Raw genomic sequence first — 11,603 nt, 5'->3', positions numbered from 1 at the left:
GCGCCTCAGTACCAGTTGTTGTTCAGGAAGTGGGTCCAGGCGCCGCAGGGCGTGCCGTACTGGCCATCGATGTAGGACAGGCCCCACTTGATCTGGGTGACCGGGTTGGTGCGCCAGTCGTCGCCGAAGGCGTCCATCTTGGAACCGGGCAGGGCCTGGGGGATGCCGTACGCCGTGGAGTTCGGGTTGTCGGCCCAGTAGCGCCAGCCGCTCTCCCGGTCCCAGAGCTGCTCCAGGCAGTTCCACTGGGTGGGGCTGTTCCAGGCGCCGCCGTCGTACTTGTTCATCAGGTCGCGGCCGGCCGCCTTCACGGCGGGTATGTCCTTGCCGTCGAGCGGGTCCGCGGTGGTGGTGCAGCTGAAGGTCGCAGGCTGGGCGGAGAGCAGCTGCTGCGTCCAGCCGCCGGTGTTGACGGGGGTGTCGTTGTGGTAGGCGATGTCGCTGCCGCTGCCGTCGGCCGGGTTGGCGTCCTTGTACCAGTACATGGCGCCGGTGGTCTCGATCCGGCCGTAGTAGAGGCCGCCGCCGGGGGATACGACCTGGTCGAAGCCGGACCAGCCGGAGGTCTTGAGGTCGTCGCGGTCCCAGGTGCCATCACTGTTGACCTTGTAGGAGTAGAGCGCGCCGGCCGACGTGGTGGCGAGCAGGCGGTCGTCTCCGGCGGCCGTGAGCGTCTTCAGGACGAAGCCGCTGCCCACCTCCCTGCGCTGGCCGATGTGCGCCGAGCCGGTCGGCTTGGGCTGTGAGACCAGGTACTGGAGCAGGACCCCGCCCGCCGTGCCGTACAGGTGTCCGTGTCCGTCGTAGGTGAGCTTGTCGTGGGTCCAGCCGCTGTCGAAGATCTTGACGGGCGGGCGCTCCAGGACGAGGGACTCGTTGTTGGTGAGGACGTCGAGGCGGTAGAGCGCGCCCGTCGTCGATGTCACCAGCACCGTGTTGAAGTTGAGGGTGGCCATCGCCTTGGGCTCGAACCCCAGGTCCGCCCCGACCCGCACCTTCTTCAGCGCGCCGGTGGCCGGGGTGATGGTGCTGAAGGTGAGACGGCCGTCGGGAAGGACCCCGTAGATCGAGGCGGTCCCGCTGCACGTGGTCGCGGCCTCGGCGGCCGGGGCGGTGGCGACGGCCGCGGCGGTGAGCAGGCCGGCGCCGAGGGCGGTGGAGAGGACGGCCACCGCGCTCTTACGGGCAGCCTGACGGAGGGTGGTGGTCACTGCGTTCTCCTGAGGAAGGTTCGCGGTGCGGCTCGGTGGTGCGGTAGCCGTGCGCCCGCAGTGGGGCGCGGGCGCCGTCGAGGATGGCGTGGGCCTGGGTGAGGGCCGCGGCTTCGGAGGCGGCCCGCAGGAAGAGGTAGACGTCCACGCCGTCGCGGGCGGCTTTGGCCCGCAGGTGTTCGAGGCCGTGCGCGGCGGGGGTGTGGGCCCAGATCAGATCGGAGACGAGCGCGAGCACGCCCTCCTGGTCCGGATCGGCAGGAGGCCCTGAGAGGGAGGCTCGGACGACGCGCATCCCGGCTAGTCCCAGTTGATGCTGTCCTCGACGGAGGCGGGCGCCGTGTCCCAGTTGATGCTGCCGTCGGCGGAGGCGCTGATGCGGTGGTGCCCGGCGGAGGCGGTCACCGGGGTGGTGGTGACCGCACCGGCGCAGAGGGCGGTGAAGACGGCGGCGACAGCGGCGAAGCGGGCGGTGCGGGACATGGTTTCCCCCAGGTCACAGGCTCGGAAGCGAGGCGTTCGGTGCGGAGTGCTGCGCGCTGGTCCGGATCGTCCTTGCGGCTCTGGCCTGAGTCGGGGAGTCTCCTCCCCGCCGTCCCGGTGAACACCATGTTGCTGCCCACGGGGCGGGCGCAGAAGAGGTTCCGGCTGTCACCAACAGGCCTGGCACCTTGGTGACAGATTTCGCCTACGATCGCGGAGGCGGCGCTCGCCGGGCGCGGCCCAACTACGGCCGGGGGGCTGGGAGATGCTGCAGACATTGGGTCTCGGGGCGGACGTGGAAGCCGTGTACCGGGGCATGCTGGCCGACCCTTCGGGAGGGATCTCCGAGCTCAGCGCCCGCCTCGGCCTCACCGAGACCCAGGTCCGCGAGGGCCTGGACCGGCTCGTCGACCTCGACCTGCTCAGACCGTCCCGGGACTGCCCGGGCGCGCTGCGCGCGGTGAGACCCGAACTGGGCCTGGAGCTGCTGCTGCGCCGCCAGGAGGAGGAACTGGCCCGGCAGCAGCAGGAGCTGGCCCGGAGCAAGGCGGCCGCAGCGCAGGTGGTCTCGGAATTCGCGGAACTCAGCCCGAACACCGAGGTCGACGGCGCGGAGCGGCTCGTGGGGATGGACGCCATCCAGGGCCGGCTGGAGCAGCTCGCCCACGGACTGGAGCGGGAATGCCTGGCGATCCTGCCGGGCGGCGCACTGTCCGAGGCGAGCCTGGAGGCCTCCCGGCCGCTGGACCGGCGCGCGCTGGCCCGCGGCATCGAGATGCGCTCGGTCTACCAGGACAGCGCCCGCAACGACCCGACGACGCTGGCCTATGCGCGGTGGCTGACCGAAGAGGGCGGCCAGGTGCGGACGAGTCCGCTCCTGCCGCCGCGCCTGCTGATATTCGACCGGGCCGTGGCGGTGGTCCCGATCGACCCCGACCACTCCCGTCTGGGCGCCCTGTGCACCAGCGCGCCCGGGATCGTGGCCTCCCTGACCAACCTGTTCGAGCAGACGTGGAACTCCGCCGTACCGCTCGGAGCCGACCGCCCCCGCCCCAGCGACACCCGCCCCAGCGCGACGGAACTGGAACTGCTGAAGCTCCTGGCCTCGGGCATGACGGACGAGGCCGCGGCCAAGCGGCTCGGGGTGTCCATGCGTACCGTCAGGCGTCAGATGTCCGCCCTCATGGAACGCCTCCACGCGACGAGCCGCTTCGAAGCCGGCCTCAAAGCGGCCCAGCAGGGCTGGCTCTGACGGTCAGAGACTCCGGACGAAGGTCGTGAACGCGGCTGCCGTGACCGCAAAGACCGGCCCACGGGGATTCTTGGAGTCCCGGACGGCCACCTTGCAGGGCTGGGCAGCCACCTCGACGCACTCGCCGCCGGTGTTCCCGCTGTACGAGGCCGTGCGCCAGGCGGCAGTGCCGAGCGGGGCGCACTCGACGCAGTCGCCGCCACTGGAGCCGCTGTAGGACGACTTACGCCACAGCACGCTCGGCAGGTTCTGGATGCTTCCCATAGCGTTCCTCCATTACGCGAGCGATCAAATCTGCCGACGCCCGGGGAGAGAGGGCCTCGGCCTGCAAGCGAGCGTATCCGACCGAACGCTCCTTGATCACTTGCGGGTTGGCGGTCATATGGCCGCAGTCGTAGCTCTCGCTGTAGTGGATGTCCGGGTCGCCGTCGAACCGCAGAAGGTTGAACGAGCCCATCATTGCCGCATGCTGACCCGTCTTGAAGGGCAGCACCTGGATTTCCAGCCACTGCCGGCCCTGAAGGCTCAGCAGGTAGGCGAGTTGGTTGCGCATGACCTCGCGGCCGCCGATCTCTCGGTGGAGCGCTGCCTCGTCCAGCACCACCCACAGCACCGGCGGATTGTCGCGTGCCAGGATGCGTTGCCGATCCATGCGACCCGCCACGGCAGCGTCGAGCGTGTCGGGCTTCTCGACGCCCATGACGGCCCGCGCATAGTCCTCCGTCTGTAGGAGTCCGTACACCAGCTGGCACTGGAACGTGGAGATGAACGTCGCCCGGGCCTCCATCTCCGCGTACGCCTGGAACCACACCGGCAGGACGCTCCGCAGGACCAGGCCCACCAGGCGGGAGAAGTGCCCGTCCGTACCCAGCGCCGCGTCTACCCGTTCCGAGAAGTCCCGCGTCGGCACCCGCTTGCCGTTCTCGATCATGCCGATCAGGGAGCCCGTGCAGAAGATGATCGCGCCCAGCTGCGCCTGCTTCAGGCCCGCCTCTTCTCTCAGCCGGCGCAGCTCGTAGCTGTAGTAGTCCAGCGGCGAGGCACTGGGGTCGATGTCACGGACGACGGCCATGAGAACGGCACCTCCAAGCGGAGAACGAGCTTGTGGCCGAGCGTAGCGATACCGACACGGAGCGATGTCCGGAATCCCGCAACATGTCACACACCTCCGCCCCGCCCCCGGAGAGGGGACAGGGCGGAGGCGTCGCTCGGCGCGGGGTGGGGGGAGATCAGCAGGCGCCGAGGTCCTTCCAGACACCCCACTCACCCGTGGTGCCCGGGGTCTCGTTCTGCGTCCACCACTGGGCCTTGTACTTGCGGCCGTTGTGCGCGACCTCGTTGCCGGCCGTGTAGATCGTGCCCGCGACGTACGCCGGGGTCGAGCCGCAGCCCGTCGGCGGGGTGGTCGGGGGCGTGGTCGGCGGGGTCGTGGGCGGAGTGGTCGGAGGCGTCGTCGGCGGGGTGGTCGGCGGGACCGTGGTGCCGCCGAGGGCGTCCGAGATCTGGTTGAGCAGCGTGGTGTTGTTGTCCAGGCCGAGCAGGGAGTACATCATCGCGCCGGCCAGGCCGCGCTGCTTGCCGTAGTCGACCCGGGCCTGGACGGACTTCTGGTTCAGGCCGGTGAAGAACTCGCCGTCCTTGTAGAAGTACGAGGCCTTGGCCTGGTCGTCCCAGAAGGTGGTCGCCGGGTTGTCGACGAGGCCGCCGAGCTCCTTGTAGTTGGCGATGCCGGCCTGCTGGCTGGTGGGCCGGGCGCCGGAGGCGCCGGTCGCGGACTGGGCGAGGCCGTTGTTCGCCCCGGCGGGGACGCCCTTCCAGCCGCGGTAGTAGAACTCGTAGCCGAGCGTCAGCTTGTTGGCGGGGAAGCCGCCGGTGATGCCGTAGGCCGGGTTGCCGTCGATCCAGGAGTCGATCGCGTTGTCGATGCTGTACTTCTGGGTGCCCGGCGCGATCGGGTCGGTCGGGTCGCCCGCCGGGGAGTAGAGCGGGGACTGGTGGTACGTGGGGCCGTCGCTGTCCCAGGCGCCGTGCATGTCGTACGTCATGATGTTCGCGTAGTCGAGGTACGCGCCGATCTTGTCCGTCTCGATGTACTTGATCTTGTCCTGGCCGGCCGGGAGGGCCGAGGTCAGCAGGTACTTCTTGCCGCCGTTGGCCTGGCCGTAGGCGTCGAGCTGCTCGCGGAACTCCTTGAGCAGGAGCGTGAAGTTCTGCTTGTCCTCGGGGGCGTAGTGGTTGCCGAGGTGGCCGCCTGACGAGCCCGGGTACTCCCAGTCGATGTCGATGCCGTCGAAGATGCCGGCCGCGACGCCCTGGCCGCCGTAGCCGCCCTCGACGGGCAGGTTGCCCTTGATGTACTGGTCGATGCAGGAGGAGACCAGCTTCTTGCGGGAGGCGTCGGTCTTCGCCGCGTCGCTGAAGTACTTGGAGTAGGTCCAGCCGCCGATCGAGATGTTGATCTTCAGGTGGGGGTACTTGGTCTTCAGCTGCTTGAACTGGTTGAAGACGCCGACGATCGGCTGGTCCCACTTGTCGGCGACCCCGCTGACGCTGTCGGCCGCGCTGAAGGACTTCTGGTAGTCGGCGTACGAGTCACCCGCACCGTCACCGGCGTTGGGGTTGTTGTCGTCACCCGCCGCCTTGTTCGCCTCGAAACAGGTGAGGCTGGTGGGGTGGATGTTGCCGAACGAGTAGTTGATGACGTCCAGCTTGCCCGCTATGCCGCGGGTGTCGAGGTGCTTGGGGTAGAAGGCGTTGCCGTACACGCTCCACTGGTCGTAGTAGGCGATACGGACGCCGCCCGCTGCGGCGCCGGCCGAGGCGTCGGCGGCCTGGGCGGTGCCGAGTCCCGCGAAGGAGGCCAGCGCTCCGGCGGCCAGCGCGGCCGTGGCGGCGGCAGCGATGAGAGGTTTACGGATGTGCATGAGCTGTCTCCGTGGGGGTGGGAGGGGAGATCAAGCGGTTCGGGTGAGAGAAGTGATAGCGATCACTCCACCCCCACGTCAATGGTTCGGACCAAAGAAGGACTAGACCACTCAGGCGCTATTTCCCCAAGTCAGAGACTTGAGCGCACATCAGAAACCGCTCGCCACCCCGGGTGACGAGCGGTTTAAGGCTGCCTTCAGGCAGCTCCGCGCAAGGTTTCGGCAACAAACCAGCCAAACGCCGTTCGCACGCCGTCAATCGGCGGCGGGCGCCTCCACCGGCATTCCGTACACGTCTGCGATGAGCTCGTACGAGCGCAACCGGGCCGCCCCGCTGTGGGCGTTGGCGGTCAGCATCAGCTCGTCCGCGCCCGTCCGCTTCGCCAGGTCGTCGAGTCCGGTGCGGACCTCGTCGGGGGTGCCGTGGACGACGTTCGCGAGCCAGCCGTCGACGAACTCCCGCTCCAGCGGGGAGAACGGGTACGCCGCCGCCTCCTCGGGCGTCGGGATCAGGCCGGGCCGTCCGGTGCGCAGGCGCAGCATCGACAGTGCGCCCGTGAGCACCTGGGCGCGGGCCGCCTCGTCGGTGTCGGCGGCGAGCGCGGAGACGCCGATGACGGCGTAGGGGGCGTCGAGGACGGCCGAGGGGCGGAAGCTCTGGCGGTAGAGGTCGAGTGCGGGCAGGGTGCCGGCCGCCGAGAAGTGGTGGGCGTAGGCGAAGGGCAGGCCGAGCTCGCCGGCGAGGCGGGCGCTGAAGCCGGAGGAGCCGAGCAGCCACAGCGGCGGCCGGCCGGCGGGCCCCTGGACTGGGCCCGGCACGGCGTGCACGCGGGCGTAGGGATGCCCGTCGGGGAAGTCGTCGTCGAGGAAGCGGGTGAGCTCCGCGAGCTGCCGCGGGAACTCGTCGGCGGCCTCGTCGAGGCGCCCGGGTCCGCGCAGCGCGGCGGCGGTGCGGCCGTCGGTGCCGGGGGCGCGGCCGAGTCCGAGGTCGATCCGGCCCGGGGCGAGCGCCTCCAGGGTGCCGAACTGCTCGGCGACGGCGAGCGGGGCGTGGTTGGGGAGCATGACCCCGCCGGAGCCGAGCCGGATGCGGGAGGTGTGCGCGGCGAGGTGGGCCAGGATCACGGCGGGCGAGGAGCTGGCGACGCCGGGCATGGAGTGGTGCTCGGCGACCCAGTGGCGGTGGTAGCCGCGGGACTCGGCGAGGCGGGCGATCTCGACGCTCGTGCGGAGGGAGGCGTGGGCGGTGCTGCCCGCGCCGACGGTGACGAGGTCCAGGACGGAGAGCGGTACGGTCGCCCGGCCCGGCGCGGTGGCGCGGATGCCGCTCGCGTGCCCGTTCGTGTTCCGGTTCGCCTGCCCGTTCGCGTTCCGGTTCACCTCGCCGCTCCCGCTCGCGCTGCCCTGTGCGTCGTCCCCTGCGTCACTCATCGTCGCTCCCGTTTCGCTCTCCTGTGTGTGCGGCATCAGTGCGACACCGTACGAAGAACTCGAACCGTGGGCGGCCGCCGGGCATTCCCGGAGGAGCGGGGTGATGATCATGCCGGTGGCATATGCCATTGGAGTAGATCCAGGCAGACAGACATCTTTGAGCCAGCAATCTCACCAACAGGCGCTCCACATCGGCCCCTTGGTGGCTATCGTGGTAGGGCAAGCGGTAACAACCTGCTAGGGGGAAACCGTGGCGCTGAAGCCCGAGCCGACCGCGCCGTTCCACTCGGTGCAGTACGCACTACGCGTACTCGAAACGATCGCACGTCACACCGGCGGTGTGACGGACGTGCAGATCGCGCGTGAGACCGGCCTGCCCGCAGCCCATCTCGCTCCGATGCTGCTCATGCTGCGCCGGGAGGGATATGTCCTGCAGGTGTCCGACGGTGCTTACGCCATAGGGGATTCCCTCGTCCTGCTCGGCTCCGGCATCGACCGGCAGCAGGCGCTCACCGACAAGCTCCAGGAGACCCTGGACCGGCTGCGCGACTCGGTCGGTGCGGCCGTCTACATCAGCCGGTACGTGGACGGCGAGGTCAGGATCACGCAGTTCGCGGACAGTCCCCGCACCCCGAAGGTGCACGAGTGGGTCGACTTCCGCTCCGCCGCCCACGCCAGTGCGGTCGGCAAGTGTCTGCTGACGCAGCTCGACCTCAACGGGCGGCGCGACCACCTGTCCCGGCACAAGATCGCCCGGCTCACGTCGAAGACGATCGTGAACGAGCGGATCCTGTTCTCCAAGCTGGACGCCCAGCCCGCCACCGTGCCCATGCTGGACCTGCAGGAATACGCCGTGGGCACGGTCTGCGCGGCGGTCCCGATCACGGCCGGGGCCTCGGTGGGCTGTCTGGCCCTGTCGATGCCGGTCGAGCACGCGCACCGGCTGCGGGCCGCGGCGGACACCTTGAACCGGAAGGCCGCACCGCTGCTGCTGTCGCTCACGCTCTAGGGCGGATGGCGGAAGCGGCGGGCGTGCCAGTGGGCCGGTGGGTCCGTGGGCCAGTGACCCCGGAAAACACTTCGGGCGGTTCCCGGTGAAACCGGAAACCGCCCGAAGGACAGGTGCGCCGCCAGGGACTCGAACCCCGGACCCGCTGATTAAGAGTCAGCTGCTCTAACCAACTGAGCTAGCGGCGCCTGCTGACAGAGAAAATACTACCTGGTCCTCAGGGGTGCTCAAAACCATGAGCCGCGGAGGTGGGCGAGGACCGCCAGGACACGGCGGTGAGTGTCCTGGCGGGCGGCAGGTCGAGCTTTCCCAGGATGTTCCCGATGTGTTTGCCGACGGCCGCCTCGGACACCGACCCGGTCCTTCAGCAGGTAGCCGACGCCGCTGCCGTCCCCGGAATCCAGCAGGTCGGCGGCGTACGAGCGCTGCACGTACTGGCTGAGCACCGCCGCCGGCAGGTCCGGGCGGGCCGCCCGGAGCTCCACGGCGGCGCGCAGTCCGTCGTCGGACAGGCCCGGGGGCATCCGCACGTCGGTCACGACGATGTCCGGGGCGTGGACGGCCACGGCGTCACGGAGCTCGTCCGCGTCCCCGACGGCGGCCACCACCCGGTGGCCGAAACGCGTCAGCAGGCCTACGAGCCCTTCGCACAGCAGGACCCCGTCCTCGGCGAGGACGATGTTCAGGGACTGCTCGTGGGGCTGATCACCGGGCACGGGATCTTCAGGCTCAGAACGGTCGGGCCGCCGGGCGGGCTGGTGATCGTCAGTCTGCCATCGAGGACCGCGATCCGGTCGGCCAGTCCGGTCAGCCCGGACCCGGCGGCCGGATCCGCGCCGCTGTGCCTGCCGATGTCGGCGAGGGCCTCGCGGACCCCGAAGCAGGCGGCGGCCTCGACGGACTCCGGGAGGCGCGGCAGACCGGTACCCAGATCGGCGTCCACGGGGACGGCAGAACGCTCGGCGACGTCGGCGAGGGCGCCGGTGAGGCCGTAGTCGGTGAGCACCTGGGGGTGGATGCCGTGGATCAGCTCGCGCAGTTCCGCGAGAACCTTGCCGGCCTCGTCGTGGGCGGTCGCGAGCCGGTCGGCGAGCGGGCCCGGGAGTGCGTCGAGGCGGGCGAGGCCGAGGGTCACGGCGAGGGCGACGAGCCGCTGCTGGGCGCTGTCGTGGAGATCGCGCTCGATCCGGCGGCGCTCGGCCTCGAAGGCGGCGACGAGCCGGGCCCGGGAGCGGGTGACCTCGGCGAGCAGACCCCGGAGCTCGCGCTCGCGGGGAGCGAGCAGCGCGCGGGTGAGGGCGGCGCGGGCCCCGGCGAGGGCGCCGAGCGGATGGAGGAGGACGGGGATCCCCGTGAGGGCGCTCCCGGCGAGGTACCCGGCGGACCGCCAGGGCCAGGCGGAACGCAGGTACCGGCCGCGGTCCAGGGCGTGCCAGGGGGTCGGGGTGATCGTCCGTGCGGGCACGCTAGCCGCGGGCCGCCCGGACCATGACCCCCGGGGGCGTCCGCCGGGCATACCCAGCCCCACCCCGGGGGCCCCGCCCGGCCCCGCGCCTCAAAGCCCTGGGGCGGAGCCCGGCAACGGCGGGGCGGGGGTCAGTGGGTCAGGAGGTCCGTGCGGCCTTGGGCTTCGTACGCGGCGAGAAGGGTGGTCAGCGCCGGGGCGTCCAGGGGGGTGTAGGCGCCGGACGGGGAGCGGTGCCAGACCGGGTCCGCGCAGCGGAAGCCCTCGCGGCGGAGGGAGACGCGGTGGATCTTGTTCGTCGCCGTGGTCGGCATGGCCTCGACGATGCGGACGTAGCGCGGGGCCATCTTCGTGCCCAGGTCCGGCTGGCGGGAGAGGAAGGTCCCGAAGGCGGACGGGTCGAAGGCCGCGCCCTCCCGGAGGGAGAGGGCCGCCATGACCTGGTCCCCCGCCACCTCGTCCGGGACGGCGTAGACGGCGACCGCCGCCGCGTCCGTCCAGCAGGCCAGGATGTTCTCGATCATCGCCGCGGCGAGGTTCTCGCTGTCGACGCGGAGCCGGTCGTCGGTGCGGCCGGCGAAGTAGAGGAAGCCCGCCGCGTCGCGGAAGAAGAGGTCTCCCGTCCAGTACCAGCCGTCGCGGGTGCGGTCGGCCTCCGCGTCCGGGTTGCGCCAGTACCCCTCGAACAGGCTGCGGCCCCGGTTGACCAGTTCGCCGATCGCCGCCGAGCCGTTGAGCAGGCGGCCGTCCGGGGCGAGGGCAGCGGGCGGGCATTCCGCGCCGGTGGCCGGGTCGATCACCGCCAGGTCGTCGCCCCCGCCCGCCCGGCCCAGGGCGCCCGGCGGGGTGTCCGGGGTGCGCTGGACTGACGCGCCGCCCTCGGTGGCCCCGTAGCCCTCCACCAGCCGGACCCCGAACCGCTCGGCGAAGCGGGCCGCGTCCACCGCCCCGGCCTCGGTGCCGAAGCCGAGGCGCAGGGTGTGGGCGCGGTCGTCGGGGCGGGGTTCGGTGGCCAGGAGGTACTGGACCGCCCGCCCGACGTAGGTGAAGTACGTGGCCCCGTACGCCCGTACGTCGTCCAGGAACCCGGAGGCCGAGAAGCGGCGGCGCAGCGCCACCGGGGCCCCGCCGACGAGCGCTGGCAGCCAGTCGGCGATGACGGCGTTGCCGTGGAAGAGCGGCATGCAGATGTAGTGGACGTCGTCCGGGGTGACGGTGAACTGGCGGGCCAGCGCGGCTCCGGCGGCCGCGAGCCGGCCCTGGGTGCAGATGGCGGCCTTGGGGGCGCCGGTGGAGCCGGAGGTGAAGTAGAGCAGGAGGCGAGAGTCGGGTGCGGGGGCCCGCAGCGCGGCTTCGCCGGGTTCGGCGGCGGCGTAGGGGGCGAGCAGGGTCTCGTACTCCTCGGTGCCGGTGACCAGGACGCGTACGCCGGGCAGGTCGAGGCCGCGCAGCAGCGGCAGGTGGGCGCGCTCGGTGATCAGGATCCGGCAGTCGGTGTGGAGGATGTCGCGGGCCAGTTCGGGGCCGCGCCGGGTGGGGTTGATCCCGGCGACGGCGGCCCCGGCGAGGGCCGCCGCGCCGAGCCAGAACGGGAACTCGGGGGTGTTGTCGAGCAGGACCCCGAGGTGCGGCTCGGCCCCCGGAGGCATGAGATCGACGAGGAGCGCGGCGCGCGCGGCGGCCTCCTGGGCGGTCCGGTGGTGGGTGAGGACACCGTTCTCGTGCTTCAGCCCGGGCCGGTGGTCGCCCCATTGGCGCGCTATGAGCTCCGCGACGGTTTCGGGTGCAGTCGTCGTCCGCATGCCGCCGGAGGTTAGCTGACGTAGCG

10 protein-coding genes, 1 tRNA gene and 2 pseudogenes are annotated in these 11,603 nt (G+C 71.1%); 2 read left to right on the top strand and 11 right to left on the bottom strand.

Annotated elements, in window-relative coordinates; genetic code table 11:
- Window positions 1–5 precede the first annotated feature (5 nt).
- Genes ACZ4YL_RS03935 through ACZ4YL_RS03925 form a run of 3 tightly spaced genes read right to left on the bottom strand, consistent with a single transcriptional unit; the run spans window position 6 to window position 1,694 of the window.
- Window positions 6–1,211 (bottom strand): aggregation-promoting factor C-terminal-like domain-containing protein, encoded by a 1,206-nt coding sequence (locus ACZ4YL_RS03935; protein ID WP_468113600.1) that lies wholly within the window; start codon window positions 1,209–1,211, stop codon window positions 6–8.
- On the bottom strand, window positions 1,180–1,506 hold the full coding sequence (locus tag ACZ4YL_RS03930; protein ID WP_468113599.1) for a hypothetical protein: 327 nt from the start codon (window positions 1,504–1,506) through the stop codon (window positions 1,180–1,182). The genes ACZ4YL_RS03935 and ACZ4YL_RS03930 overlap by 32 nt, the downstream gene beginning before the upstream one ends.
- A 5-nt stretch (window positions 1,507–1,511) precedes the next feature.
- On the bottom strand, window positions 1,512–1,694 hold the full coding sequence (locus ACZ4YL_RS03925) for a hypothetical protein (protein ID WP_468113598.1): 183 nt from the start codon (window positions 1,692–1,694) through the stop codon (window positions 1,512–1,514).
- A 265-nt stretch (window positions 1,695–1,959) separates the two neighbouring features.
- Here ACZ4YL_RS03925 and ACZ4YL_RS03920 point away from each other — a divergent pair, with 265 nt between their 5' ends.
- Window positions 1,960–2,946: a helix-turn-helix transcriptional regulator gene (locus ACZ4YL_RS03920; RefSeq protein ID WP_468113597.1), complete on the top strand. Its 987-nt coding sequence runs from the start codon at window positions 1,960–1,962 to the stop codon at window positions 2,944–2,946.
- Between the two features lie 3 nt (window positions 2,947–2,949).
- Here ACZ4YL_RS03920 and ACZ4YL_RS03915 read toward each other — a convergent pair whose 3' ends face one another.
- From ACZ4YL_RS03915 to ACZ4YL_RS03900, 4 genes are all read right to left on the bottom strand, one after another.
- Window positions 2,950–3,210: a DUF397 domain-containing protein gene (locus ACZ4YL_RS03915; protein ID WP_468113596.1), complete on the bottom strand. Its 261-nt coding sequence runs from the start codon at window positions 3,208–3,210 to the stop codon at window positions 2,950–2,952.
- Window positions 3,170–4,018: a helix-turn-helix domain-containing protein gene (locus ACZ4YL_RS03910; RefSeq protein WP_468113595.1), complete on the bottom strand. Its 849-nt coding sequence runs from the start codon at window positions 4,016–4,018 to the stop codon at window positions 3,170–3,172. Before ACZ4YL_RS03910 ends, ACZ4YL_RS03915 begins: the two co-directional genes overlap by 41 nt.
- Window positions 4,019–4,175: 157 nt before the next feature.
- A complete protein-coding gene (locus ACZ4YL_RS03905; RefSeq protein ID WP_468113594.1) occupies window positions 4,176–5,870 on the bottom strand; it encodes a glycosyl hydrolase family 18 protein in 1,695 nt (564 codons plus the stop codon).
- 255 nt (window positions 5,871–6,125) lie between these two features.
- Window positions 6,126–7,301: an LLM class flavin-dependent oxidoreductase gene (locus ACZ4YL_RS03900; RefSeq protein ID WP_468113593.1), complete on the bottom strand. Its 1,176-nt coding sequence runs from the start codon at window positions 7,299–7,301 to the stop codon at window positions 6,126–6,128.
- 250 nt (window positions 7,302–7,551) lie between these two features.
- Between ACZ4YL_RS03900 and ACZ4YL_RS03895 the strand changes: the two genes are divergently transcribed.
- The gene (locus ACZ4YL_RS03895; protein ID WP_030012142.1) at window positions 7,552–8,310 is read left to right on the top strand and encodes an IclR family transcriptional regulator; all 759 of its coding nucleotides are present in this window, start codon (window positions 7,552–7,554) and stop codon (window positions 8,308–8,310) included.
- Between the two features lie 114 nt (window positions 8,311–8,424).
- Here the strand turns inward: ACZ4YL_RS03895 and ACZ4YL_RS03890 are convergent.
- The 4 genes and pseudogenes from ACZ4YL_RS03890 to ACZ4YL_RS03875 all read right to left on the bottom strand — a co-directional run bounded on the left by ACZ4YL_RS03890 (window position 8,425) and on the right by ACZ4YL_RS03875 (window position 11,577).
- Window positions 8,425–8,498: transfer RNA gene (locus ACZ4YL_RS03890), tRNA-Lys, on the bottom strand.
- 39 nt (window positions 8,499–8,537) lie between these two features.
- A pseudogene (locus ACZ4YL_RS03885) lies at window positions 8,538–9,026 on the bottom strand (response regulator).
- Window positions 8,993–9,682, bottom strand: a pseudogene (locus ACZ4YL_RS03880) (sensor histidine kinase); the annotation flags it as partial. The pseudogenes ACZ4YL_RS03885 and ACZ4YL_RS03880, both read right to left, overlap by 34 nt.
- 224 nt (window positions 9,683–9,906) lie before the next feature.
- Entirely contained in the window at window positions 9,907–11,577 is a 1,671-nt protein-coding gene (locus ACZ4YL_RS03875) for an AMP-binding protein (RefSeq protein WP_468113592.1), read from the bottom strand.
- Between the last annotated feature and the right edge of the window lie 26 nt (window positions 11,578–11,603).

Source organism: Streptomyces sp. NPDC030021 (assembly GCF_055574035.1).
The sequence above is the reverse complement of the archived record's forward strand: the minus strand, read 5'-3'. Positions and strand labels throughout refer to the sequence as shown.

What these genes read in the sequence shown, in the direction of transcription:
- ACZ4YL_RS03910 (WP_468113595.1), bottom strand. Translation starts at nt 4,018, where the DNA reads ATGGCCGTCGTCCGTGACATCGACCCCAGTGCCTCGCCGCTGGACTAC.
- ACZ4YL_RS03900 (WP_468113593.1), bottom strand. Translation starts at nt 7,301, where the DNA reads ATGAGTGACGCAGGGGACGACGCACAGGGCAGCGCGAGCGGGAGCGGC.
- ACZ4YL_RS03925 (WP_468113598.1), bottom strand. Translation starts at nt 1,694, where the DNA reads ATGTCCCGCACCGCCCGCTTCGCCGCTGTCGCCGCCGTCTTCACCGCC.
- ACZ4YL_RS03915 (WP_468113596.1), bottom strand. Translation starts at nt 3,210, where the DNA reads ATGGGAAGCATCCAGAACCTGCCGAGCGTGCTGTGGCGTAAGTCGTCC.
- ACZ4YL_RS03920 (WP_468113597.1), top strand. Translation starts at nt 1,960, where the DNA reads ATGCTGCAGACATTGGGTCTCGGGGCGGACGTGGAAGCCGTGTACCGG.
- ACZ4YL_RS03905 (WP_468113594.1), bottom strand. Translation starts at nt 5,870, where the DNA reads ATGCACATCCGTAAACCTCTCATCGCTGCCGCCGCCACGGCCGCGCTG.
- ACZ4YL_RS03875 (WP_468113592.1), bottom strand. Translation starts at nt 11,577, where the DNA reads ATGCGGACGACGACTGCACCCGAAACCGTCGCGGAGCTCATAGCGCGC.
- ACZ4YL_RS03930 (WP_468113599.1), bottom strand. Translation starts at nt 1,506, where the DNA reads ATGCGCGTCGTCCGAGCCTCCCTCTCAGGGCCTCCTGCCGATCCGGAC.